The sequence below is a fragment of the Fulvivirga sp. AWR4_260 genome (assembly GCF_056158185.1).
The window spans coordinates 1,713,248-1,737,366 of sequence record NZ_JBSWSU010000015.1 but is presented as its reverse complement, the minus strand read 5'-3'; the positions used below and the strand labels follow the sequence as shown (position 1 = coordinate 1,737,366).

General features: G+C 35.4%; 27 protein-coding genes. 19 read left to right on the top strand and 8 right to left on the bottom strand.

What is annotated here, in order from left to right:
• Nucleotides 1-12 precede the first annotated feature (12 nt).
• On the top strand, nt 13-1,251 hold the full coding sequence (locus tag ACXACQ_RS13955) for a hypothetical protein (RefSeq protein WP_474976567.1): 1,239 nt from the start codon (nt 13-15) through the stop codon (nt 1,249-1,251).
• A 96-nt stretch (nt 1,252-1,347) separates the two neighbouring features.
• On the opposite strand, the gene ACXACQ_RS13950 is transcribed toward ACXACQ_RS13955, so the two are convergent.
• Nucleotides 1,348-2,133, bottom strand: coding sequence for a DUF3050 domain-containing protein (locus ACXACQ_RS13950; protein ID WP_474976566.1), 786 nt, complete (start codon nt 2,131-2,133; stop codon nt 1,348-1,350).
• A 228-nt stretch (nt 2,134-2,361) separates the two neighbouring features.
• Here ACXACQ_RS13950 and ACXACQ_RS13945 point away from each other — a divergent pair, with 228 nt between their 5' ends.
• Nucleotides 2,362-2,994 (top strand): response regulator transcription factor, encoded by a 633-nt coding sequence (locus tag ACXACQ_RS13945; protein WP_474976565.1) that lies wholly within the window; start codon nt 2,362-2,364, stop codon nt 2,992-2,994.
• 7 nt (nt 2,995-3,001) lie between these two features.
• On the opposite strand, the gene ACXACQ_RS13940 is transcribed toward ACXACQ_RS13945, so the two are convergent.
• Nucleotides 3,002-4,381: a tetratricopeptide repeat protein gene (locus tag ACXACQ_RS13940; RefSeq protein ID WP_474976564.1), complete on the bottom strand. Its 1,380-nt coding sequence runs from the start codon at nt 4,379-4,381 to the stop codon at nt 3,002-3,004.
• Nucleotides 4,382-4,534: 153 nt separating this feature from the next.
• A complete protein-coding gene (locus ACXACQ_RS13935; protein ID WP_474976563.1) occupies nt 4,535-4,699 on the bottom strand; it encodes a hypothetical protein in 165 nt (54 codons plus the stop codon).
• Nucleotides 4,700-5,157: 458 nt separating this feature from the next.
• Between ACXACQ_RS13935 and ACXACQ_RS13930 the strand changes: the two genes are divergently transcribed.
• From ACXACQ_RS13930 to ACXACQ_RS13870, 13 genes are all read left to right on the top strand, one after another.
• Nucleotides 5,158-5,853 (top strand): response regulator transcription factor, encoded by a 696-nt coding sequence (locus ACXACQ_RS13930; protein ID WP_474976562.1) that lies wholly within the window; start codon nt 5,158-5,160, stop codon nt 5,851-5,853.
• On the top strand, nt 5,850-7,217 hold the full coding sequence (locus tag ACXACQ_RS13925) for a sensor histidine kinase (protein ID WP_474976561.1): 1,368 nt from the start codon (nt 5,850-5,852) through the stop codon (nt 7,215-7,217). Before ACXACQ_RS13930 ends, ACXACQ_RS13925 begins: the two co-directional genes overlap by 4 nt.
• A gap of 87 nt (nt 7,218-7,304) precedes the next feature.
• A complete protein-coding gene (locus ACXACQ_RS13920; RefSeq protein WP_474976560.1) occupies nt 7,305-7,793 on the top strand; it encodes a hypothetical protein in 489 nt (162 codons plus the stop codon).
• Between the two features lie 3 nt (nt 7,794-7,796).
• Nucleotides 7,797-8,279: a hypothetical protein gene (locus ACXACQ_RS13915; protein WP_474976559.1), complete on the top strand. Its 483-nt coding sequence runs from the start codon at nt 7,797-7,799 to the stop codon at nt 8,277-8,279.
• 1 nt (nt 8,280) lies between these two features.
• Nucleotides 8,281-9,063: a YoaK family protein gene (locus ACXACQ_RS13910; protein WP_474976558.1), complete on the top strand. Its 783-nt coding sequence runs from the start codon at nt 8,281-8,283 to the stop codon at nt 9,061-9,063.
• Between the two features lie 219 nt (nt 9,064-9,282).
• Nucleotides 9,283-10,839, top strand: coding sequence for a methyl-accepting chemotaxis protein (locus tag ACXACQ_RS13905; protein WP_474976557.1), 1,557 nt, complete (start codon nt 9,283-9,285; stop codon nt 10,837-10,839).
• Between the two features lie 349 nt (nt 10,840-11,188).
• Complete coding sequence (locus ACXACQ_RS13900; RefSeq protein WP_474976556.1) at nt 11,189-11,344, top strand: hypothetical protein; 156 nt, start codon at nt 11,189-11,191, stop codon at nt 11,342-11,344.
• Nucleotides 11,345-11,439: 95 nt separating this feature from the next.
• Nucleotides 11,440-12,828 (top strand): tetratricopeptide repeat protein, encoded by a 1,389-nt coding sequence (locus tag ACXACQ_RS13895; protein WP_474976555.1) that lies wholly within the window; start codon nt 11,440-11,442, stop codon nt 12,826-12,828.
• Between the two features lie 75 nt (nt 12,829-12,903).
• Complete coding sequence (locus ACXACQ_RS13890) at nt 12,904-13,374, top strand: OsmC family protein (RefSeq protein ID WP_474976554.1); 471 nt, start codon at nt 12,904-12,906, stop codon at nt 13,372-13,374.
• Between the two features lie 276 nt (nt 13,375-13,650).
• A complete protein-coding gene (locus ACXACQ_RS13885; protein WP_474976553.1) occupies nt 13,651-13,908 on the top strand; it encodes a hypothetical protein in 258 nt (85 codons plus the stop codon).
• A 138-nt stretch (nt 13,909-14,046) separates the two neighbouring features.
• Nucleotides 14,047-14,610 carry a cysteine hydrolase family protein gene (locus ACXACQ_RS13880; protein ID WP_474976552.1) on the top strand — a complete coding sequence of 188 codons (564 nt, stop codon included), beginning with the start codon at nt 14,047-14,049 and terminating at the stop codon, nt 14,608-14,610.
• 588 nt (nt 14,611-15,198) lie between these two features.
• Entirely contained in the window at nt 15,199-16,083 is an 885-nt protein-coding gene (locus tag ACXACQ_RS13875; RefSeq protein ID WP_474976551.1) for a helix-turn-helix domain-containing protein, read from the top strand.
• 83 nt (nt 16,084-16,166) lie between these two features.
• Entirely contained in the window at nt 16,167-17,210 is a 1,044-nt protein-coding gene (locus tag ACXACQ_RS13870) for an NAD(P)-dependent alcohol dehydrogenase (RefSeq protein WP_474976550.1), read from the top strand.
• Between the two features lie 56 nt (nt 17,211-17,266).
• Here the strand turns inward: ACXACQ_RS13870 and ACXACQ_RS13865 are convergent, their stop codons facing one another.
• Entirely contained in the window at nt 17,267-17,728 is a 462-nt protein-coding gene (locus tag ACXACQ_RS13865) for a DinB family protein (RefSeq protein WP_474976549.1), read from the bottom strand.
• Between the two features lie 228 nt (nt 17,729-17,956).
• Between ACXACQ_RS13865 and ACXACQ_RS13860 the strand changes: the two genes are divergently transcribed.
• The 3 genes from ACXACQ_RS13860 (at nt 17,957) to ACXACQ_RS13850 (ending at nt 19,372) form a co-directional block, all read left to right on the top strand.
• Complete coding sequence (locus ACXACQ_RS13860) at nt 17,957-18,265, top strand: hypothetical protein (protein WP_474976548.1); 309 nt, start codon at nt 17,957-17,959, stop codon at nt 18,263-18,265.
• Nucleotides 18,266-18,289: 24 nt separating this feature from the next.
• A complete protein-coding gene (locus tag ACXACQ_RS13855) occupies nt 18,290-18,799 on the top strand; it encodes a metallophosphoesterase (protein WP_474976547.1) in 510 nt (169 codons plus the stop codon).
• A gap of 84 nt (nt 18,800-18,883) precedes the next feature.
• On the top strand, nt 18,884-19,372 hold the full coding sequence (locus ACXACQ_RS13850) for a DUF6567 family protein (protein ID WP_474976546.1): 489 nt from the start codon (nt 18,884-18,886) through the stop codon (nt 19,370-19,372).
• Nucleotides 19,373-19,604: 232 nt separating this feature from the next.
• Here the strand turns inward: ACXACQ_RS13850 and ACXACQ_RS13845 are convergent, their stop codons facing one another.
• The 3 genes from ACXACQ_RS13845 to ACXACQ_RS13835 form a co-directional block, all read right to left on the bottom strand.
• Complete coding sequence (locus ACXACQ_RS13845; protein WP_474976545.1) at nt 19,605-20,504, bottom strand: alpha/beta hydrolase family protein; 900 nt, start codon at nt 20,502-20,504, stop codon at nt 19,605-19,607.
• 56 nt (nt 20,505-20,560) lie between these two features.
• Nucleotides 20,561-21,691, bottom strand: coding sequence for a T9SS type A sorting domain-containing protein (locus ACXACQ_RS13840; protein WP_474976544.1), 1,131 nt, complete (start codon nt 21,689-21,691; stop codon nt 20,561-20,563).
• Nucleotides 21,692-21,853: 162 nt separating this feature from the next.
• Nucleotides 21,854-22,864, bottom strand: a complete 1,011-nt coding sequence (locus tag ACXACQ_RS13835; RefSeq protein WP_474976543.1) for a 2-hydroxyacid dehydrogenase — start codon at nt 22,862-22,864, stop codon at nt 21,854-21,856.
• Nucleotides 22,865-22,963: 99 nt separating this feature from the next.
• Between ACXACQ_RS13835 and ACXACQ_RS13830 the strand changes: the two genes are divergently transcribed.
• Entirely contained in the window at nt 22,964-23,605 is a 642-nt protein-coding gene (locus ACXACQ_RS13830; protein WP_474976542.1) for an NAD(P)-dependent oxidoreductase, read from the top strand.
• A gap of 56 nt (nt 23,606-23,661) precedes the next feature.
• Here ACXACQ_RS13830 and ACXACQ_RS13825 read toward each other — a convergent pair whose 3' ends face one another.
• Nucleotides 23,662-23,952 (bottom strand): ArsR/SmtB family transcription factor, encoded by a 291-nt coding sequence (locus ACXACQ_RS13825; protein ID WP_474978480.1) that lies wholly within the window; start codon nt 23,950-23,952, stop codon nt 23,662-23,664.
• Nucleotides 23,953-24,119: the final 167 nt, after the last annotated feature.

The window sequence follows — 24,119 nt, the reverse complement described above, 5'->3', positions numbered from 1 at the left end:
AAAAATAAATTAATGAAACATTTACTTACTCTTGCCAACAAATTACTGTTATTTATTGCAGTTGTTGCTCTAAACGTAGCCTGCGGTGATGACGATAGTGGTCCCTCTGCAACTTTTGAAGGATCAAAATTCGTATTTGCTGTTCGTGGCGAAGGTGCAGCATCAGAAACTACTGACTATTTAATCAGCAGTGAGAACCTAGATTCAGGAACAGTTTCTGTTATTGGACAAGGTATAGAACTTACTGGTTTCCATTACTATGAAAAAATCAATAACAGACTATTTACTGTAGGCTACCAGGATGAAAATATAGCTACTTCTTATTTACTAAATGATAACGGTGAGTTAGAGGCTGAAAATGAAATATCAGTTCCTCAACTTCATTTAATAGAGCAAGTATCTGAAAATACCTTATTAGGAATGAATATTCCAAGAGATGGTTCTCAGTTGGCCACTTTCTATGAAATAAACCCTAAAGACGGAACTTCGGTACAAAAGGCACAAACTAATGTTTTTGACACACAACTTATAGGCGCCACACAAGAGCAAGCGTATTTTACAGGCATACACTTAAAAGACAATAAACTGTATATGCCTTATATGCTTATAGACCTCACAAGTCAAACTTGGGCATCTAGCAATGCAGATACTGCATTTTGTGCAGTATTTAACTACCCTTCTCTAGAGCTCGATACTGTTTTAAAAGATGCTCGCTCAGGTGTAATAGGTGTGTATGCTGGATCAGGACATATTTTTGAAACAGAAAATGGAGACATTTACACAGTATCTACTGCTTCGAAAGCGTCTGGTGTTGAAACAAAAGAAAAGCCATCTGCTATTTTAAGAATTAAGAATGGTGCATTTGATCAAAATTATTTCTTTGATATTGAAAATATTACTGACGGATTAAAAGTAAACGATACTTACTACCTCGGAAACAATAAAGTATTAGCAGGAATCTATGCTACCAAAGAGACTGAAGAAACCAATAAATGGTACGAAATGGGTTTAAGGTTATCCATATTAGATTTAAATACCAAATCGATCACTTATGTAGACAACGCTCCTCTATACGCTGGCGGACCAACTCGCTTAAACGTTACGCAAAAAGATGGATATGCCTATGTAAAATTAACTACAGTTGATGGAGTTTTCATATATAAAGTAGATGTAGACAATGCCACAGCCACTCAAGGTGCTGAAATTTTGGGCGGGGATGTTGACGGCTTCTATACTCTTGAAACAGAATAAAGATCACTTTTCATATACAATCGAAGTCTTAGGACTTCACCAACGAAAAAGGGTAGCTGAGCTACCCTTTTTTAATACCTATTAAATACAATTAGCTTACGCCAAAGCAGCATTTTTCTGTTTAATCTTCTCTACTACAGTATCCCATAGCTGTATACGTTTCTGAAGTGCCTTCTTCGCTATATCTATACACTCTAACCACTTACGATTATCTTCATCACAGAGCTCACTTATCATTTTAAGTGCCAAAGGTCCGTGTTCATCACCATCTAGCTCTATATGCCTTTCTAAGTAATATATTAACTTATTATAAGGTGACTCCTCATCGGTATCTGCCTCTTTAAGAATCTCAATAAATATATCCGGAATTAGGTTTTCTCTACCAAAGGTGAACGCTGAAGCCACCATATGAGGCTTTTTCGTGCCTATAACATCAAAAGTGAATTTAACGAAATCAACTACACCTTGCTCTGGTTTAGTAACATCAAGCGCTTCTGCTACAGATTTTCCTGCATTAATAAGCTCAATAAATTCATTGATAGATTTAGTATCTGCACCTATTTGATCCATCGCATCCAGATACATTTCATAATGGCTCTTCACCTCTCCTATCTCATTTACATCACTCTCCTCCCCCAATACTATTTCATTTATAAACCTGGAGAGATCTGGGTTTTCTACAGGTACCCATGGAACCTGCGTGGTAGTCAGTTCAATTTGCAATTCTTTTAATAATGACATAAAATCCCAAACTGCATACACATGACACGACATAAAAGTCTTAATATCATCAATGCTTTTCAAGTGCTTATACAACTGATGATTAGTTAAGGCTTCTTTAAATGGCTGCAATTCCCTTTCAATAATTTCTAATTCCTTCATAAATCCTTTGTCACTTTAACGGATAACTTCCTGAACTTTAAATCCTTAAATATGTACTTATATATTAAGCAAAGCTCGGAGGTAACTTCAAGAAGTGCAATTTAATTTCATAAAAACATAGAGGCTCTTTTATCTATTTTTAAAAGAATAATTTTTTTTAAAATCACCCTCCTCTTGTTTAGAATATGTCTAAATAATGTTTATTTTTGTTTAGATTTATTCTAAACAATGACATCACAACCTACCCTTGTACTACTCACCGGTAATGACTTTTTAATACAAGAAGGCTTGCATACGCTATGCACTTCTGTATTTAACTATCATACTGTTCGCAGAAGCGCTAAAGAGTTATTCTCTCAGGTAATTACACATAGACCAAAGCTATTAATACATGAGTTTGATAAAAGCGATGACGAGATCGCCACTACCTTAAAAGATATAGCAAGTAACACCGATACAGAAATTTTACTTATAGCGGGTTCTATAGAAAAAACAGCTATGCGGCAGTTATTAGAAGTTGGTGTAAAGTGTATAGTTACCAAACAGTGTAGCCAAGATGAAATTACCACAGCGATAAAAAGTGCCTTAAAAGGTGAAAGGTTTTTATGTAATAAAGTTTTAGATGCTGTAATTGACAACTCTTACAATACGCCATCTGTTTCTAATACTTTATCTCCCAGAGAAAAAGAGGTATTAGCACTTATTACTCAAGGTAATAAAACGGCAGAAATAGCAGAAAAGCTTCATGTGAGTATTCATACGATTAACTCGCACCGAAAGAACATACTGAAGAAGCTAAATCTAAAAAGCCCATTAGAGCTAATAGTTTATGCCATGGAAAATGGACTGGTAGAAACTTAATCCTATATCAATTTGACTTGTAGGTATTCCAGTTATTCAATACGTGTAGCCCCTTCTTCAGCTCTTTGTCTAACTTGGCTTGTAAAAGTTGAGCTTTCTTAATTCGCATTCCTAAGACAATAGCAATACTTAACGCTAGCATCAAAGCAGCAATAGCCAAATAACTATATACACGCTTCCACCCTGTTTCTTGCTGCTTGGCCTTCATAGCTGACTCTAACTCTATAGTACTATTTAAAGCAGCCTGCAATGCCTTATAATTAGTTTGCTCTACTAACTCGTGCTCTTTTGACTCCTGTGCGGCAAAGGCATCTAGTAAATTAGCATAACGTGTAACTGTTACAGCTTCACCAATATTTCTTTTTTTGTCATATGCAGCCTTCAGTAACTTCAAAGTTTCTTGCAAACTTTCATTGATAATTTCTTTATCAGCCATGTCCATAGCTACTTCCAAATACTCAATACTTTGATTGGAATAGTTATTGGCACCATACACTCGCCCTGCTATATTGTAAATATCAATGCTTGCCTGGCCACCATCAAGAAACTCAATAAGGTCTAAGGCTTTGTTTATCCACCCAAATGCTTCTTTAGTTTGATTGTTGGCTAAATACACCTCAGCAATATTGGCATACCCAATGGCCAACTCCTCTTCATTGGCATTGCTATTCACCAAATACTCTAAAGAACTTTGATAACTAAAAATAGCATTTGCATACTCCTTTTGTTTATAATACATGGTTCCCATTTGATTATAAACCCTATTTAGGTAGTAAGTATGATGCTGCTCTTCTAGCTTTTTTATGAAATTTATGGCAGATTTAAAATAACTCTCCGCTTTGGTATAATCTGGTTCTTCTTTAGAAAACTCACATATGCCTAAATTAATATTTACCAGAACCAATTTGTGTAAATCTTGTTGATTGGAGTATAAATCACGAGCACTCTCAAAAAACTTGATGGCATATGTAAAATTACCTACAGTGCTAAATACATCACCGAGATTATTTAAAGATGGAGCTAAACGGTTAAAATCGTTCAATTTCTCGAACCCATCCACAGCCTCCAGGTAGTAGGCCACTGCCGGCAAGTAGTCGCCCTCAATTTTATATATGAGCCCCTGCATAAATGAGGCGCGTGATAAAGAAAGTAAATCGTCTTGCTCTTTACTCAACTCATACCACTCGCCTACGTATTTCTTAGCAGCATCCGTATTATTATCCAAATGCAAGCAGGCCAACTCATATAAGATGTCATATTTTACTGATGCAGACTTTTCTCCATACAGCATATATTCCAACTCTACTTTGCTTGAAGGTAATGTCGGTTTTTCTGGATGTAAATTATTATCGTTGCAACCCATTAACAACACGCACGCGCATGCCATTAATAAGATTGTTTTCTTAAAAAATGAAAGGACCAAGGTTAAGGTTGTTTCAATTAAATTATTTTATCCTCAAATAGAATATTTAATTGAGAACTACACAAACACATTCCAGTCAATATCTTACATTATAGTAAAATAATGAGAAAAATAATTTTATATTTCTCTAACGCTTTCTGTTTTATTACCTCCAGTCATCATCTTTAGCTGAGAAGATTTTTCTGGCTTAGGCAAAATATTGTCTGAATCATCTTCACACGAAGAAATGATCATTGCGGCAGAACATATAGAAAGGATTAGAAGTAGATTCTTTAGTTTCATAGCTAATAAATTTATATTTGTACAATTATAGGAGGCCTTAACGAACCAATCTAATCTATATACACACTAAAAGCACTCCTGTACCCTTTTGTATTCACATTTACCGTAAATCGCACATAATTGAAACCCAATTATATTGATTAGCATTTAACATTTTATTCTTCAACTATAGACTAGTAATAGAATACTCCTTCTTTAATTTTCAAAAACTATTTATACAAATAGTACCCTAAAACTTACATCACAGATATAACTATAACACACTGATAACCACTCATTTTCTGCTTTCAATCATATAAAAGAGCTCTCTTTTACTTGTTTTGACAAAATAAAACACACTTACTATAGCAGAGCTTAAGTAACAAATAGATTGGCTCTTCGTTTCTTAAGGCTCAGTCTTAGAGTATATTTACAGTTGCTCTATAAAAGCATTTTTAGAACTTCAATAAAGATTAAAGGTGAAAAAGGTATTATTAGTAGAGGATGATAACAATGTTTGTTCTTTCATTAATAAAGGTTTAGTAGAAGAAGGGTACCTAGTAACCATAGCAATGGATGGAAACACAGGGCTAAACCTCGCCTTAAACAATGAATTTGATATCATCATTTTAGATATTATGCTTCCCGGCAAAAGTGGTCTTGATGTGTGCAAAGAAATAAGATCCCAGCAAATAAAAACACCAATATTATTCTTAACCGCCCTAGGAAGTACCGAAAATGTGGTACTTGGCCTTGACTCCGGAGCAGATGATTATTTAAGCAAGCCTTTTAAATTTATAGAGCTACTTGCCAGGTTAAGAACGCTTCTCAGGCGTGGTGAATATGGTGACGAAAACGTACCAGTAAGCGAAAATATATACACCTTTTCCGACCTTATTTTAAATGATGACACTAAAATTTTAACAAGAAATAATCAAGAAATATCCCTTACTTCTACCGAGTTTCGGCTAATGAAAATGTTTATCAAAAACAAAAAAAGAGTACTCTCAAGAATAGACATTTTAGAAGAAGTTTGGGGAATAGACTTTGATATGGGTACCAATGTGGTAGATGTGTATGTTAATTATTTGAGAAAAAAATTAGAAAAAAATAACGACAGCAGGCTCATCCATACTATCATTGGTATGGGATATGTTTTAAAAGAAGCTTCATGAAAATTCAGAATAGAATCATATATATACTACTTACTGTTTTTATTTGCTACACGCTATTATTCAGTGCGTTTATCTATTATTCTATTTCTAACTACGCCTTCACAGACTTCTACAAAAGACTGGAGATTAGGGCCATTACCACAGCAAAATCAGAATTAGAAACCCCGCACCACTCTAATATACTAGGTGAGCTACGCCAAGAGTATCTAGAAAAACTTCAAGACGAAAAAATATACATTATAAAAATCACTAATAATCAGAAATGGAGATCTGAACTTAACAACTTCAAACCGGCCTTTATAGATGAGGCATACCAGCAAGGCTTAGCGCAGTATAACGATAAAAAAACCTTCTACTATGCCGTAAGATACTTCACCGAAGACAATGAAGAGTATATGGTGGTGATTTCTGCTGAAAATTACTTCATTTCTCACCACATCTATTACCTAAGAAACTTACTCTTCACATCTCTGGCCATTGCCTTTTTGCTGATACTTATAATATCATTTTTATTCTCCAGAAGAATTATTCAACCCATCAACGACATTATTAATAAGGTCAAAGAAATCAGCCTAGAAAACTTACATTTAAGACTTCCTGCCCCTAAAAATGAAAGAGACACTATCAATGACCTGAGCAATACTTTTAACGATATGCTCACTAGACTAGAAACCTCCTTTGAGACCCAAAAGAACTTTATTAGCAATGCCTCTCATGAACTAAATACACCGCTGACCTCTATCATGGGCGAGGCCGAGGTTACACTAAGCAAGCCCCGAGAAAAGGAAGAGTACATACACTCTTTATCTACTATTTTACTAGAAGCTGAGAAGCTCGAAAAGAAAACCAAGGCATTATTAATGCTAGCACAAACTGGATTTGACGGCAAAAGACAGAAGTTTTTGCGCATTAGAATGGATCAGCTGCTATTAGACGTAAAAGAAACTGTGGTAAAGATAGCCCCTGAGTGCAAAATAATAATGGACTTTAGCTTACTGCCAGAAAACCCATATTTGCTAAAAATAAAAGCCAATGAACCACTACTGCACCTTGCCTTTTCTAATATTATTTTAAACGGCTGCAAATATTCTAACTATGCTCCCGTAAAAATAGGGATTGGTGTGGCTGACAATAAAATCATCATCATCATTAAAGATGATGGTATAGGGATTCCGGCAGAAGAATTAAAATTCATCTACGACCCTTACTTCAGAGCCTCGAACACGGGTGAGCATGAAGGTTATGGCATAGGCCTACCCTTAGCCAGAAACATCATAAAATTACACCAGGGAGAAATATTAGTTTCTTCTCAGGTAAATAAAGGAACCACAGTACAAGTAATACTTCCTTGTGATATTGATTAAATTTTAATCTCATCTTAATCTCACCCTTAAACCGTTTTAATAAGCCAAAGATAAATTTGTTCAGAGCTAAGTCACTAGAAAGCGCTTATGAGCAATACTATTTTAATCCCAACCGATTTTTCAGTAAAATCTCTAAATCTCGCTAAAACCGTTGTTAAATACAGCGGAATAACCCCTGTAAAATTAATTCTAGCGCACGGCCTTCTAAAGCCAGACTCAATAACTGAGCTTTTATTTTACAATGAGAAAGAATTAATTAATTCACTTCTATCTCAAGATTTTATTGCTGCATGCAAATTCATAAAAAACACTTATGCATCTACTTTAAAATCATTAAAAATTGAATTAATACCATGGAACTCGCAAGCAGCATTTAATAACTATTGCGAAGCTCGCTCCATATGCAAAAGTTTCATGTATGATAGCTACATATACAAATACCCGCACAGCAGAAGCTTCGATCTTTCTGAGTTAATACTTAACTCTCCTACCCCACTAGAAAATCTGGAATGGGATAATAGCACAGATATGATCATTACTGAAAACCAATTATCAGAACTCTTTTTCATTCCATAACCAATGAAACTTTTAAGCTCTAAACATATCGGCATATACTACACGCTATTTTTCGGAGGACTTATAGTTTTGTTCATCACCCTTATGACATGCTCTAAAACCCCAGAAGAACAGATACTTGGTGTATGGAAAGAAGTGGCATGGAAATACGAAAAAGTAGACCATAAAGGAAAAACCGAAGATACTTTTCATATTGACGAGCAAAAGCAACGCGAGATAAGTAAAGAATTAGTGATTCATGAAGCAGAAATTTGGGAATTTCAGTTTCCGGGAAGGCTACTCTTTCATAAAGAAAATGGTCCTCCACACCACTTAAACTGGAGGTTAAAAGGGCGCGGTCACATTCTACAACTGACCGGTGCCAATGGAGCTATAGAACACTACCAAGTACAAAAACTTACTGAAAATCAACTCGAACTACATTTCAACATTGACTTGCAAGCACGTGGTGTAGTGAAAATGATTTTTGAAAAATCCAAAAACTAACATGTTAAGAAAATTCAGCAACAGCAGATCGCTCAGAGATAATATTAAGCTTGGTGCTTTAACAGCATTTTCCGCGGGCATGGTAAACGTAATATCCGTAATTATCTTTTTTGCCTATACATCTAATGTAACCGGACATTATGCTGTATTAGCAGGAGAAATAGCCAAAGGTAACTGGTACCAAACAGGAGTAGTTGCAGGATGGATCTTCCTATTCTTCTTCGGTGGTTTTGTTTCTAACCTAATTATAATTCATTTTAACAAAAATCACCCATACCTAGCCCATTCGGCACCTATAACCATCGAAATAATATGCTTACTGATAACGGGAAGCTACGTTCAGTTTTTCTACCAAGAAACACTAGCCGAAACAGAAATGCTGGTAGCACTAATGCTGTTCGCCATGGGTTTACAAAATGGCTTAACAGCATCCATTTCTAACTCTGCCGTTAAAACAACCCATCTCACTGGCTTAACAACGGATTTGGGGATGCTCGCATCTATGTTTACTAAAAAAGAATTTAGAGAAAACAAACTCCTTATCGGAAAAGCAAAAATACAGATTAGTATAATGGTCTCTTACCTCACAGGGGGAGTTACTGCAGGCCTCATATACCTTAACATTAAGTATAACGTCTTCTATATCGTATGCCTGTTTCTTCTTTTTGTTATATTTTATGATTTCTATAAAATAAAGGTATTGAGGTACATGAGCAAAAAACCGATTTTCATCAATACCTACCACAAAATAAGAAACAGGAAAGAAAAATATGAAACCATATAACGGTTACTATCATTACTGAGATAAAGCTGGATCATACAAACACAAAAAAGGAAAACTTTCTCTAATTGGGAAAGTTTTCCTTTTTAATAAACCTCATTAATCATATCATAAAGAAAGATTTTATATCTCTGGCATGCCTATTGGTACGTGAAATCTAATTTGTTTATATTAAAATATAAACATTATTTCTACTCATGCGCGACCTTAAAATACAACTATATGTCTCAGATGAAATTTACTACTAACCAAAGAATAATTGGAGTATTCACTTTGGTATTATTCATCTCCGTCTCTGGAGCGTTTTACAACACCCTACAAACTCAAAGCCTGAAAGATGAAATTGATAAAATATATAATGACAATCTACTAAGCATCGATTATTTAATAGAGGCAGACAGGGACGCTTACCAATCTAGCATAGCTATTTCACAAACTTTATCCACTACTGTTCAAAACACCCCCGATCTTTTCGAGTCTACCGTAAGTGAGATTGATGTTAATTTAGAACAGGTGTATGAAAGGTATTCTGAATTTTATGAAATATCCGCTTTTACCAAATTAGAAAAATACAATCAATACGATAAGTATGACGATATTTTCAGAACAAACCACAGAAAGCTCACTTCAGTAAGCAACAAAATTATCGCGCTCCTCAAAAAACATGATTTTGATGCTGCTTCTGAAATTTATTACAATGAATACCAAAGCTTATTCGAACCCATGAGATCCGCCATGGATAAATACACAGACCTTAGTCTTACCGCATCTGAAGACGCTTACAATTCAAGCATTAACCTGAGTGATAATATTTTTAGAAACTCAATGATCATTGTGTTCATTTCTTTCGTTTTTATTCTGGCTGGTGGACTTTACCTTAAATCGAGCATCTCACAACCTTTAAATGAAGCGGTGTCAGTAGTAGAGAAAATTTCTGATGGTGACCTAAGAATCCAAATAGATAAAGACAAGTACAATCCTAAAGACCCTATAGGCTTCCTTTTGGTAAAAATGGAAGATATGGTGAATAAACAAAGACAGGTTATACAAGCCGTTAAACAAGGAGCTATTGAAATAAATAAAGCCAGTGTTGAGCTGAGCTCTTCAGCCAATCAAATGTCGGTAGGTGCTAACACACAAGCCAGTTCAGTAGAAGAGATATCCTCCTCTATGGAAGAAATGGCAGCTAACATTATGCAAAACGCAGAAAATTCACAAGAAACAGAAAAGATAGCACGCAATTCTAACAAACAGGTTGAAGAATCTAACCTAGCAGTTATAAAAACGGTCGATTCCATGAGCATGATCGTTAATAAAAACTCCATTATTGGAGAAATTGCACGACAAACTAACCTACTAGCACTGAATGCCGCTGTAGAGGCAGCAAGAGCAGGTGAGCACGGAAAAGGTTTTGCTGTAGTAGCATCAGAAATCAGGAAACTCGCGGAAAGAAGCCAAAATGCCGCCAAAGAAATAGATGAAATATCTAATGGGAGTGAAAAAATTGCGCGCAACGCAGGCAAAATGCTCAGTGAGCTAGTGCCTGAAATTGAAAAAACCAGCAACCTAGTAGCCGAAATAAGCGGTGCTAGCTTAGAACAAAATGAAGGTGCCAATCAAATTAATCAGGCTATTCAGCAGCTCAACAATATTGTTCAGCAAAATGCAGCAAGCGCAGAACAATTGGCAGCAAACTCAGACGAACTCAGCAGCCAGTCAGATATTCTTAAAGACGCGGTAGCCTTCTATAAACTAGATGATGACTATAAATTTAATTAAACAAAATAAAGGCCGCTAACAGCGGCCTTCTTGTTTTAACATATTTCATTTTTTCAACTCCGCTCCTCTTATTAAGAATTAATTATGTTTTCATGAAAAATAATTTCGTGCAATGTAATATTTCAGATTAAAAATTAACCAAGTATTAAAGCCTATACCTTCTAAATAAAAAAAACTCCTTTCAAATAATCTCTTATTTCAAATTTTAAGCTATCTTAATTACAAATCAGAGTAAAAACGAGTATCTTTATTAATCTCAATAAATATTTTTTTTGGAGATAAATAAAGTTTAGACTTCTTAGTCGTAACTCGAATTTTCTCTAATACATAAACTTTAAACAACCTAAATATGAGAACCAAGAGCTTAATTTTCGGAATTTTTATAATCATTTTCTCAGGATGCGTAATGTCATGCAGTGACGAAAATTCTGACATAAAACCAAAATTACAAGATGAGTATTCTGAAGACACTGTAGGCGATGCTACAGAAGCAGACAGAGATTAGCATGAACAAGCATCTATGTAAGTAAACAGAACATTTAAAATTGTTCGAACATCAAATATTAGAGAAATTAGCAAGGTCATAATTAACCTAGACCGATGAAAACCTCAACAACTTTAAAGCTAATTTCTCTATTCATTATTATCTCCCTCTCCAGTTGTAATAATCAAGATTCTATCAATCCTCAAAAGGACTTACCCTCATCTGCAACCGCACTACAGAGCATTACTGAAGATGAAAGCGCAGCCACAGCACTTAGGCTTGAAGCCTATTTAAAACTAGGCAATATCAATAAGCAAACCGATGCTACGAAGGCAGAGGCATCTTACAAAGATCTTTTGACATTAGCTACAGAAGAAAACAACACCTATTATCAAGCGAGGGCATATCATAGCCTAGGTCTTATTAACAGAGCCAATGGCAACATGCCTAAAGCGTTGAACTTTTACTTAAAAGCCATAGACATAAATGAAAAAATTGGAGAAACGGCTAGAGTTGGTGATGACTACAACAATATTGGGTATATTTTTTATAGCATGAACAGCTACGAAGAAGCCATTGAATATTTTAACAAAGCAGTAAATGTCTATTCCGCCATTAATGATGACAAATATGCTGCAAATACTTACAAAAATTTAGCTTTATCATTTACCTTAAAAAATACTCCTAATTATAAGGAGGCACACCTACTATACAACAAAGCACTGGAATTATTAAACCAATCGAGCAATAACAACCATGCTATAAATGAAATATATAACGCCATTGGGTGGTTAAATATAAAAGAGGGTGATTTTAAAAAAGCTATAAAAAACTATGAGCTATCGCTAGACAAAGCTGAGCTTACTGGTGACAAATCTTTGATTAGCCGTTCTGAGTATAATATAGCCGAAGCGTACATGTTTCTGGAAGATTACAAATCAACGATTTTTTGGCTTGAAAAAGCAGACTTGAGCGCTAGAGAAGGAAACCTATCAGAAAGATCGTCATTACAAAGTTTGAATATAAAAGGAGAGTTACAGGCAAGATTAAACAACCACACTGAAGCCATTGCTATATATAAAAAAGCTATCGCTGCGGCCAATACAGAAGTCATTAACGAACCACTCAACAAGACTTTGGACTTAATCACTAACTCACAAAAAGCACTTGTTGACGCTGGCCACAAAGTAAATTATCAAGACTTTTTTATGGTAAATGACCTGAAAGAACAGCAACAAGAATTAAAAAAGAAGTTTGAAGAATCCATAGATTCAGATAATTTAAAAGTGGCTTTAGCCAAAGAAATTGAAAGTCATCACTTTGAAGTAAAACAGGCAAAAATCACCAATGAAAAGTATATGATTTTAAAATCCGTGGGACTAATCATAATTACACTTATCTCAGCATTAGCAACTATCTACTTCATAAGCTGGAAAAGAAAGAAAGAATTAGCAAGAATAAATGACACTATACAAATGGCTCTTCATGTACTCAAAAGTGAGTAAAGAAAGCACCATTTATGCATTAAATTATTCCTAACTAATATTAAATTAGTGCGACTATAACTTTTACATAAAATCATGAAGTCGCACCAATACAACACTCTTCTTACCTGGAGAGGAAACTTAGGAGAAGGAACAAAAAGTTACTCATCATACAGCAGAGATTACAGCATATCTATCAACAATAAGCCTGAGATATCGGGATCATCAGACCCTGCCTTTAGAGGAGATGCCAATAAACATAACCCCGAAGAACTATTTTTAGCCTCCATATCATCATGTCATATGCTGTGGTATTTACACCTGTGCTCCCAAGCCAGAATAACCGTTACAGACTACTCGGACATTGCCACCGGCACTATGCAGGAAAACAACGATGGCTCTGGCCATTTCAGTGAAGTAATGCTAAAACCTACAGTAACTATAAAGGAAAAAGACAAAAGAGATCTCGCTATAACATTACACCAAGAAGCTCATAAATATTGCTTTATTGCCAATTCATGCAACTTCCCTATCCGTAATACTCCAAACATAATTGTGGAAGATTGATATAACATTTTTTCAAAAAATATATACTTATAAGGCTGAACTAAAGTCTAATTCTTAAACCAAATTCTCTGGACCTATTAGAGAATCTATGATAATGAAACCCTTGGGGCAATGGCTTCTTACTATACGAAACTTTCACCCTCAGGAATATTTTGGTATCTTAATAATAACATACTCATGCTTGTGACACACTGCCCCTCAACCTCATTAAAATGCAGTTAGCTTAACTAGAATATTATAGAGCATACAACATAACCATTGACAAACTGAACCAAAATGGAAATAGTCATAGAAACAATTATCTTTATTGTATTTGAAGTTGTCTTATCGGCCATTGGCTGGATCTGTCTCTTAATCTGGTACCGTGACAGGCAGAAAATTAAAAGGATAAAAGACGAAAAATACGCGGGACAATACAGTAGAGCCGGGCTAGCATTTTTATTGAATACAGTAGCTGGCGTTGGCGCAATAGCTATGTTTGGTATTGTAGTTGTTTTCTTGGCCGTATGGATTTATAGAGCAATAACCGACTAAAAAAACAAAATTAGAAGCTTCTTTCCTCAGTTCTATTTAATAGTTTAAATAGAGTGCAATGAGCAGTAACCACTGCTAAGCAGAAGCACACCAACTCGTAAACCTTTCATTCACAATGAATATCAAATAAGACAAAATATGAAAACAGCACTGCTAATTATAGACATACAGAATGATTACTTTGAAAATGGAGCTATGTCGCTCGTAGGTTCTGAAAAAGCAAGTAAAAATGCAAAGATGATTCTTGAGGAGTTTAGAAAAAATAGTTTACCAATTATTCACATACAACATATTGCAACAAGACCAACAGCAACATTTTTTATCCAAGGAACTAAAGGAGCTGAAATACATGACAACGTAAAGCCCTTAGAACAAGAAAAAGTCATCGTCAAGCATTTTCCAAATAGTTTTAGAGAAACCGAATTACTTGATTATTTAAAAACTAAAAATATAAAAGATTTGGTAATATGTGGCATGATGACTCATATGTGCGTAGATGCAACAACAAGAGCTGCAAAAGACTTTGACTTTAATATTGTATTGATTGGAGATGCTTGTGCAACAAAAAACCAAGAAATTAATGAACAAATCGTAAAAGCGGAAGACGTTCAAAATAGTTTTTTAGCTGCTTTAAACTATTTTTATGCTTCTGTAAAGACAACTCAACAATATTTTGAGGAAAAATATGAGCAACACATATAAATTGCTCAAAAATATAGAACGCCCAGTGATTCATAGCCTAATCGTTAGCTACCATTGAAAAGTGAACGAAAATTATCAAAAGCAGTAATCTAGGAGTACATCATCTTAACATCTAGAACATTACTCGCTTGGAATCAACAGACCAATGATAATTGAGGTGTTCTTATCTATACCAATTGTAACAGCAATTTTAGTGATTGATCTGTCGTTGATGCCCGCAGAACTAACTCATGTCTTTGTGTGCCGTTTAAGTTTCTACATACTGCTTGGCTTTCTTATTCTTTGGCATTACTAAGCCAAAATGAAAATCATTTAGACTATGGTCTGACATGACGTGAATACTAAGTTCAGATATTCTTTTTGATCTAGCGCCTTTTGTTACATACTAGTTCCAAATTCAGCATCTCAGCCAGTTTATAATATAGCAGCACTAGTCATAATATGTACAGCGTGTAACAATGGCACTTTTACCTTCGGCAAATGCACAATAGCTACTAGCTTCCCCTTTATAGAGACAAAAGGAAATTAAGACTATTGAATAAAGGTTTTAAAAGATTATCAATATCTTTGATATTTATAATTTTCATTATGAAAAAGCAATTCACCTCCCATCCAGATTTATCCAATACATTAAGCACCAATTCATCTAACTTCAAAGCAGCAAGAATTAATGAAGGCAAATGTTCTCTGTCATCTTATAACAGAAAAGACTTCTATAAAATAAGCCTTGTAACCAAGGGGAAAAGCAATCTCATTTACAGGAATGAGCATTTTTTTATAGACAGACCTGCTTTAGTACTTACTAACCAAAGCACACCATATTCATGGCAAGCTATTGATGACCCTCAGGATGCAGATGGATACTTCTGCGTTTTCACTAAAGAATTTATCGAGCCAGTACTTAACACCACGCTTCAAAAACTTTACCTTGCTCAATCATCATTACCCCCATTAATTAACTTGAATTCTGAGCAGAGCATTTTCTTTCAAAACATATTCATCAGTATTAGAAACGAGTCAAATAATGAATTCTCATTCAAGTACGACCTAATAAAAAGCTATCTCAATATCTTATTATTAGAAGCATTAAAAATATATCCGCAGCAAGTTTACACTTGCCCCTCCTCCGCCAATACAAGAATTAGTGAGAGGTTTTTCAATCTCATAGAATCTCAATTCCCTCCTATGTCAGCCAACCATGCTGTCACCCTAAAAAAACCAAAAGATTATGCTACGGAATTAGCAGTGCATGTCAACCACTTAAACGCTGCCTTACAGGAAATAACAGGAAAATCAACAACAGAGCACATCAACGATAAGTTGGTTATTGAGGCTAAGTCATTATTAAAAAACACAGATTGGACTATTTCGGAAATTTCATATTCTTTAGGTTTTGAATACGCCTCCTACTTTAATAATTTCTTCAAAAAACACACCAGCAGCACCCCGCTAAGCTACAGAAAGAATCTTTGAAAACTATAATTATTGATTTGATTCCTTTATGCTATGCATAAAGGAATCAACCTACGTTTGTATCGAACAAAAATTCAGTAATTATGATACAATCCAAGGGATATGCCGCACAAAGCGAAACTTCAGATTTAGCACCGTGGGATTTTGAACGTAGAGAATTAACACCTAAAGATGTTTTGATAGAAATCTTATACTGTGGTGTTTGCCATACTGACCTTCATCAAATCAGAAATGATTGGGCTCCGGGTATTTTCCCTATGGTACCTGGCCACGAAATAGTAGGCAGGGTAAGCAAAGTAGGTTCAGGAGTAACCAAATTCAAAGCGGGAGATTTAGCAGCTGTTGGGGTAATGATTCATTCTTGCCAAGAATGTGACGATTGTAAAAATCACCAAGAGCACTTCTGTACGGTAGAACCAGTAATCACCTACGGAAGTATAGATCAGTACGGACAGCCCACCTATGGAGGCTATTCCAATAACATTGTAGTAAGCGAAGATTTCACTTATTCAGTTTCTGATAAATTAAACTTGGCAGCTGTTGCCCCATTATTATGTGCGGGCATTACCACTTACTCCCCCATTAAAAAATGGAAAATAGGCAAAGGCCATAAGCTAGGTGTAATAGGTTTAGGAGGTTTGGGGCACATGGCCGTAAAATTTGGTGTGGCCATGGGAGCTGAAGTAACTGTCATCAGCACTTCACCAGACAAAAAAGATGATGCATTAAAACTAGGTGCCACTAACTTTGTAGTCTCAAAAGATGAAGAGCAAATGAAGGCTGCTGCTAGCAGCTTGAACTTCATTATTGATGCCGTGGCCGCTAACCATGAAATAGCACCTTACATGAGTTTATTAAAAACAGAAGGTATATTAATCTTGGTTGGAATGCCCTCAAAACCATTCCAACTTCATGCCTTTAACTTTGCTATGGGCAATAAAGCAGTAGTAGGCTCAGGCGCTGGTGGAGTTAAAGAAACTCAAGAAATGTTAGATTTCTGTGCAGAAAACAATATAGTTTCAGACATAGAATTAATTGACATTAAAGATATACATCATGCATTTGACAGAATGGAAAAAGGAGATGTTAGGTATAGGTTTGTCATTGATATGAATAGCCTAAAATAACAGATATCCCAGATGTATTAAAGTCATGATCACTTTAATACATCTTCTTCTTACTACTAGCTTTCAGATAGACGTTTCAAACTTCTCATTACACCAAAGTGCAAAGCCTCATGATAATTATTTAAATGAATAGCATCAACTACATTAGCTATATAAAAACCTGTGCCAGTCGTGCGCGGTTCATATGAAGTAAACACACCTTTATTATAGTCATCAATGGTTTGGTCTATTACGCCCAAAAACTCTGTTTTTAACTGGGTCAACTCCTGTAAGGATACATCACTTTGAGGCTTTGACCCTGGCCCATATTCCTTTACCCATTTTTCACTAATATTCATTGATAAGCCAGAGCCTTTATACACCAAACTCTGTTGCGCTACCAAAAGGTGAGCAAAATTCCATATAATATTATTATTAAAGCCATTTGGCACATAGTTCAGCTGTTTCAGATCACACCCCTCAATAAACTTTAATGTTAACTCACGGCTGGTTTTCCAAGCTTTAAAAGTATCCTTCATTTCACTAGCTATTTTACTTTTTAACGAATAAAACTAATTATTAATCAATTATGCTCTACTCACAAAACTACATTCAACTGAGCATCAATAGGTTAAAAAAAACCATAATTAATTGTATTTTTTGGCATCATTTATGAGTCAAGCAAACTTAATTATTTTTAATTCTAAAACCATAAAACAGGATATACGTTAATAAAATCTTAAAATAAGATTACTTTTACAAGGCAAATGCAGAGAAGAAAATTCTTTAAAAGAACAATAGTAGGATCAGCCACTTTTGGGGCAGCCAATGGATTATATGCATGGCAAGTAGAACCCTTTAGGTTAGAATTTGTAAATAAAACAATGCCTATCAAAAACCTTCCAGAAAGGCTAAAAGGGAAGACTTTAATGCAGATCAGCGACATTCATGTTGGCAACAGATTTGATTATGAATTTATAATAGATTCATTTAAAGAAGCGAACAAGTTTTTCCCAGACTTCATGGTGTATACCGGAGACTACGTTAGCTATGAAAACAAAGAACAGATTTCTTAACTAAGAGAAGTCCTGCAATATGCTGTGAAAGGCAAACTAGGAACATTAGCCATATTGGGCAATCATGATTATGGCTACAATTGGGCGGAGGCAGACGTAGCTAATAATATTTGCCATGAACTTGAAAGTACAGGAATAAAAGTCTTGAGAAATGAAAAAATAAACCTCCATGGCCTGAACTTTATCGGCTTTGACGACTATTGGGGACTTAATTTCGCTCCCAAGAAAACTATGAAAAACTATATCCCTAAAGAAGCAAATTTGGTCTTATGCCATAACCCCGATGTTTGCGACATTGATATTTGGAATGGTTATGACGGCTGGATTCTTTCTGGACATACCCATGGAGGCCAATGTAAACTTCCCTTTTTACAACCCCCAGTACTTCCAGTGAATAACCCCAAATATTCTTCGGGAGAAATAAAACTATCTAACAATAGAACATTATATATCAATAGAGCACTTGGGCACTCATGGCAAATAAGATACAATGTGCGCCCAGAAATAACAATTTTCACTTTAGAACAAGCCTAATACTAACCATTTTCAACTATGAAAACCATCTTTACATTACTATTATCTGTAATACTCTTTACCTCATGCTAATATCACATTGGAATGACAAGTGGAGGATCCGCCATGATAACTAACGATAACTTCTCAAGTATCGACTTTGCTTATGGCTCCGCAAAAACCACCAAATTTTTAGGCATAGGATCTTTCAACAAAGATGCTTTAGTGCTAGAAGCAAAGCGCAATTTATACTCAAATCGACCACTAGCTAAAGGTGAAGCCTTAGGCAACATGACTGTCGATTTTAAACACACCCTTGTTTTCCCTTTTACCACTACAAAAGTCACCTTATCTGCCGAAGTAATAGACTTTAGCAATGAAGACCAAGATTTTGAAAAAACTAAAAGAAACATTCAAAACTTTTCTGGCATCTACGGTAGCGAAATTAAATTATCAGATTCAGTCAGTATCCAATCACGTAAAGGAAAAATCATAGGTATAGATGGCAGGAGGTGTATTGTTCAATACATTGACGGAAAAAATAATTTCAAAACCCGCTGGATAAAATTAAAGAATGCTAAAAGCTGCACTTAATCACCGAAAACATCAACTTTTCATCATTGCACTTATCTCAATCTCCAAAAACTGAATTAGCACAATTTGACTACAACGGTAAAGTTATTACAGCAGAATTACTACATAAAGAAGGTAACAACTACCTATTAAGGCTCTACAATATAAATCAAAAGCTTGTGAAATTCTATGTAAATAAAGATAGTATTGTAAAAAAATAGAACTAATTATAGCCCTCTCGAGGGCTATTTTTTTATTCTAAAATCCATTGAAATAGTTCCTGATGATCTACAATACTCCAGCTATGTGGGTGCCTTGTTCCATCTGATCTATAACCTCTATTTTGTGTTTGAATTAAATCAACTTGCGTAAAACCTGCTAATTTCAACTGCTCGGTCATCTTTAATATGGAGTAAGCATTGGTATTTTCATACATTAAGCCTCTGTTTTCAAACCACCATTTTATGTCAGGTTCAGTATAAAGCCGCATTTTAACATTTTTCAAGCAAGAGTTTAATGCAATATGATTAGTGTATGCTGTATAGAGCGACTTACTTTCATACTGATCCATGGCCATATCTGGCCTTCCCAATTCATCATGAAGCATGTGTACTAAAAACCTAGCTTCTTCCGCTATTTCATCATTCTGATGATTAACGATCATCACTTGAGCATTTTCATATAAAGCAAAAAGATCCACAGGAGAATCTATCAGAAAAATCCCTTCGGGCTTTAATCGGTGATTTACAGCACATAAATGCCCTGCCAAATCAAAAGCTATATTGCCTCCACTAGAAAAACCACCAATAAATACACTTTCGGGTAGGTCATTCTCTTCGAATGCGTGCTCTATCAGCCCCACAAGTTGCGCCTCCCCTATGGAGTCTAACCATAATTTATTATTAAAATTCACACAAAGTATAGCTACATTCTCTTTTAAACCATCAACGACCAGCCCCGATTCCTTCACAATGTCTTTAGGGCTTTCAGGAAAGCCTCCAAATAAAACGAGCACAGCTTTTACTTCTTCATTAGGTTTATAAAGCTCATAAAAATCATTAATAATAACGGAGGCGCCATGCCTCTTACCTGAACCACTACAGCTCATGAAAAATATGACCGCAATAAAAAATAGTACTCTGCTAAGCTGCATATAACAAAATACTATTTTAATACTTAAAACTAAAGACTATTGATCGTTAATTGGCTTTACTGAACCAATACAGCAATGACTTTGCTCTTATCTCCTGACTGCACTTTCACTCTATACACCCCTGCTTGGTAAGCTCTTAAATCTAAAATCAATTGTGACTGAAAACTATCCTGTATTAGTGGCTCCACCGAAACCTCACCTGTAGCGGTAATAACCTCAACGCTAACTGTTTCGTTTGCACCTCCTCTGAGTGCTACATTTAATATACCTGTTGTTGGATTTGGGTAAACATTAACACCAAAACTTCCTGTGTGCAATTTTACCTTTCGAACATTAGAATATTCAAAAGCACCGTCATAATCTACTTGTTTGATTCTGTAAAACATATTACCGGAGTAATTGACCTCATGGGTATACTGGTACGAAATCAATTCATCAGAATTTCCTGCGCCTGCAACTCGCGATATAGCATTATAATTAACACCATCTGTTGAATATTCTAATTCAAAGTAATCATTATTCTGCTCTGTTGCCGTAGCCCAGTTTAAAGTCACTGCATCATTCTCAACCAAAGCATTAAATGACACAAACTCTACTGGCAATGGACCTGCGTTTAAAAAATTAAACAATACTATGTTATTCAATATCATAAATAACTCACTCCTAAAAAATCCATCGACAACAAACTTACTACCATTAAACCTTGCTCCTCCGTTTTGAGTAACTCCATTAAATGCATAATATGTATTAAAAACACTTAATTCGTTGTATATATTAGAGCTACCAGAAGCTGTTAATGCACCTTGAACTACTACCGTTCCATCATTATATAATTCAGCTGTAGAAGTAATAGTTTTATTACCAGTAACTATCAACAGGCCACCACGAGCCACATTAACTACAACTTTATTTTTTAAAACTAAATCGCCCGAAACCCAAAGAGTATCATAAATATTTATGGTTCCTCTACCCGACAATGACAAGTCTCCCTCATGACTTAAATAACCATAAATATTCATTACCGACCCGGGAGGATCACTGACCGTAGAGCTTGGAGCAACATTTCCAATCCAACTTGCATTATCTTTCCAAAAACCTGTGTAATTATCAACTGAAGAAATAATAGTTTGAGAAAATACAGGCATAGCTAGTGCTGTAGCAGCGAAGAAGAGTATAATTCTAAACATTTTGGTTATGGTTGATTGATGGTTAAACAGCGTAAACCAAAGCCTATACCAAACGGACCAAAAATGTAATCAACTAAATATCTGCCCCTTACAAAGGAACACCACTCCTATTTTCCATAAAATGGAAACGTTCATTCCGTCACGTGGAATAAATTATTACTATTAATACTGCTTTTCCCAAGACACAGCATTCATCATACTTTGTCCTAATAGCGATTTTTTATAATTAAATATAACTTGTTCTATCACGGCTTTTACATCCGTAATACTAGCAATGTGGGGAGTAACCTTGACTTTGGAGTGTTCCCATAAAGGATTTGATTTAGGCAGAGGCTCATATTCAAAAACATCGAGTGTTGCTCCTAACAAATGATCATTATCTAAAAGCTTAATTAGACCTGCCTCTACTATATGCTCTCCCCTACCCACGTTAATTACATAGGCACCTTTCTTTGTTTGCGATAAAGTTTTTAAACCTAAAATTCTTTCCGTGAGATGAGTAAGAGGCAACAGATTAATCAAAAAATCAGCTTCGCCAATGGCATTATTAAGCTGACTTTCACCCGCAAAAACATCTACATTTTTTATGACCTTGCTTGTTCTTGCCCATCCCTTTACTTTAAAACCAACGTAGGCCAACCTCTCAGCCACGTACCTCCCTATTTCGCCCAACCCCAGTATGGTAACATGTATATCAGTCATCCGCTCATAAGCAATAGGCGCCCATTCTTTGCTGCGTTGGTTTTGCTGATAATGTGTTAGATTTTTCATCTCGCTCAACATCACTGCCAATACATACTCATACATGTCATTACTTAGATTTCTATCTACTATTCTGGCTATACTAATAGCATCGTTTGGCTGCTGAGATTTTATAATATGATCTACTGACGCACCCACTGATTGCACATACCTCAATGAGCGGAATTGTAAGAAAACATTATCATCAGGCTTCCAAACTAAAGCGAACGTGACACTTTCCTTATTTTTCACATCAGGATAAACCTCCACAATTTCATTAGGCAAAGCTGATTGCAATGCCTTACGCCATGGCTCTGGATTCTTATTATTAAAGATTATAACAATGCTCATACGGTCTTTTCGCTTTAAGAAATCGAGTAAAGTTATCATTTTAACTTTTACATACTGATGATAATATACTATCTTCAGCATATTAAAATCTCTTTATAAAATATCACACCCTAGCATTATTATCTCCGCTCCAATGAGTGGACAGGGGAGATTATATTCTATTAACAATAAAGAGATAAAATGAAAAATCTAAAAATAGCCTTAATCGGAGGCACAGGCAAATCAGGGCAATACCTTACCCAAACGCTATTAAATCAAAAAATACCTTTTAATATGCTGGTAAGGAATCTAGAAAAGGCTCCTAAAAAAAATCAATTCCTCAACGTGATACACGGAGATGCAACTGACTCTAAGTCAGTATTGAAATTAGTAGAGGGTTGCAATGTAGTTATAAGTTTTTTGGGATTGGGTTCTCCCCCGAGTGATCCTAAAATATTTACAACAAGCACTAAAAATATCCTTAATGCTATGGCAAAATTTAAAATCGAAAGATATATAGTTATCACCGGATTAAACGTGGATACACCTGCAGACCATAAGTCACCACAAAACCAATCGGCAACAGATTGGATGCACAAGACTTTTCCTGCCTCAACTAAAAACAAGCAAGAGGAATATGAACTACTCGACCAATCTCAGATTAACTGGACTTTAATAAGATTGCCTATGATAGCACTTGCTGAAGAATTAACACCTTACAACGCGAGCTTGGAAGATTGTAAATCAGATAAAATCAGTGTAAAAAATTTAGTGGATTTTGTATTAAAACATATCAATAACAATACCTACAAAAGAGAGGCTCCTTTCCTTTTTAACAACTAATTTAAATATAGCCGCCACTTGTATGGCGGCTATATCCCAAATTTTAATAGTAGCCTCTATTGGTCTTCATCCAAGAACTTGAATATAGCCAGCTCTATAAATGGAGCGATCCACTCCTCTACCTCGCACATTCTATCTACTTTTAGGGCATAACGTATCTCTCTTCCTTTTTTAGTTTGCTCTAGTAAATTACATTCGCTTAATACACGAATATGTTTTGATACTGCCTGTCTGGTAGTATCAAAATGCTCCGCTAATGCACCTGGGGTCATTGCCTGGTCAGCTATGAGCACAAGTATAGCACGCCTTGTTGGGTCAGCAATAGCCTGAAAAACATCTCTTTTCATCATTCAACTCACTATATCTTCCATATCAATAATATCATTAAGAAACCATGAAGCCTTATAAATAAATCCACTTTATAGCGCTAAAGAAAAAGCCTCCAAGATCAAGACCCAGGAGGCTTTCAGATCCAGCTGATAAACTACCACCGAATCCTACCCTTAACACAATT

Excerpts from the sequence above, each read along its gene's own strand:
- ACXACQ_RS13940 (WP_474976564.1), bottom strand. The coding sequence starts at position 4,381 with ATGGCATGCGCGTGCGTGTTGTTAATGGGTTGCAACGATAATAATTTA.
- ACXACQ_RS13880 (WP_474976552.1), top strand. The coding sequence starts at position 14,047 with ATGAAAACAGCACTGCTAATTATAGACATACAGAATGATTACTTTGAA.
- ACXACQ_RS13860 (WP_474976548.1), top strand. The coding sequence starts at position 17,957 with ATGCAGAGAAGAAAATTCTTTAAAAGAACAATAGTAGGATCAGCCACT.
- ACXACQ_RS13830 (WP_474976542.1), top strand. The coding sequence starts at position 22,964 with ATGAAAAATCTAAAAATAGCCTTAATCGGAGGCACAGGCAAATCAGGG.
- ACXACQ_RS13870 (WP_474976550.1), top strand. The coding sequence starts at position 16,167 with ATGATACAATCCAAGGGATATGCCGCACAAAGCGAAACTTCAGATTTA.
- ACXACQ_RS13895 (WP_474976555.1), top strand. The coding sequence starts at position 11,440 with ATGAAAACCTCAACAACTTTAAAGCTAATTTCTCTATTCATTATTATC.
- ACXACQ_RS13845 (WP_474976545.1), bottom strand. The coding sequence starts at position 20,504 with ATGCAGCTTAGCAGAGTACTATTTTTTATTGCGGTCATATTTTTCATG.
- ACXACQ_RS13835 (WP_474976543.1), bottom strand. The coding sequence starts at position 22,864 with ATGCTGAAGATAGTATATTATCATCAGTATGTAAAAGTTAAAATGATA.
- ACXACQ_RS13885 (WP_474976553.1), top strand. The coding sequence starts at position 13,651 with ATGGAAATAGTCATAGAAACAATTATCTTTATTGTATTTGAAGTTGTC.
- ACXACQ_RS13825 (WP_474978480.1), bottom strand. The coding sequence starts at position 23,952 with ATGAAAAGAGATGTTTTTCAGGCTATTGCTGACCCAACAAGGCGTGCT.
- ACXACQ_RS13915 (WP_474976559.1), top strand. The coding sequence starts at position 7,797 with ATGAAACTTTTAAGCTCTAAACATATCGGCATATACTACACGCTATTT.
- ACXACQ_RS13875 (WP_474976551.1), top strand. The coding sequence starts at position 15,199 with ATGAAAAAGCAATTCACCTCCCATCCAGATTTATCCAATACATTAAGC.
- ACXACQ_RS13900 (WP_474976556.1), top strand. The coding sequence starts at position 11,189 with ATGAGAACCAAGAGCTTAATTTTCGGAATTTTTATAATCATTTTCTCA.
- ACXACQ_RS13910 (WP_474976558.1), top strand. The coding sequence starts at position 8,281 with ATGTTAAGAAAATTCAGCAACAGCAGATCGCTCAGAGATAATATTAAG.
- ACXACQ_RS13865 (WP_474976549.1), bottom strand. The coding sequence starts at position 17,728 with ATGAAGGATACTTTTAAAGCTTGGAAAACCAGCCGTGAGTTAACATTA.
- ACXACQ_RS13950 (WP_474976566.1), bottom strand. The coding sequence starts at position 2,133 with ATGAAGGAATTAGAAATTATTGAAAGGGAATTGCAGCCATTTAAAGAA.
- ACXACQ_RS13890 (WP_474976554.1), top strand. The coding sequence starts at position 12,904 with ATGAAGTCGCACCAATACAACACTCTTCTTACCTGGAGAGGAAACTTA.
- ACXACQ_RS13840 (WP_474976544.1), bottom strand. The coding sequence starts at position 21,691 with ATGTTTAGAATTATACTCTTCTTCGCTGCTACAGCACTAGCTATGCCT.
- ACXACQ_RS13925 (WP_474976561.1), top strand. The coding sequence starts at position 5,850 with ATGAAAATTCAGAATAGAATCATATATATACTACTTACTGTTTTTATT.
- ACXACQ_RS13850 (WP_474976546.1), top strand. The coding sequence starts at position 18,884 with ATGACAAGTGGAGGATCCGCCATGATAACTAACGATAACTTCTCAAGT.
- ACXACQ_RS13905 (WP_474976557.1), top strand. The coding sequence starts at position 9,283 with ATGTCTCAGATGAAATTTACTACTAACCAAAGAATAATTGGAGTATTC.
- ACXACQ_RS13935 (WP_474976563.1), bottom strand. The coding sequence starts at position 4,699 with ATGAAACTAAAGAATCTACTTCTAATCCTTTCTATATGTTCTGCCGCA.
- ACXACQ_RS13945 (WP_474976565.1), top strand. The coding sequence starts at position 2,362 with ATGACATCACAACCTACCCTTGTACTACTCACCGGTAATGACTTTTTA.
- ACXACQ_RS13955 (WP_474976567.1), top strand. The coding sequence starts at position 13 with ATGAAACATTTACTTACTCTTGCCAACAAATTACTGTTATTTATTGCA.
- ACXACQ_RS13920 (WP_474976560.1), top strand. The coding sequence starts at position 7,305 with ATGAGCAATACTATTTTAATCCCAACCGATTTTTCAGTAAAATCTCTA.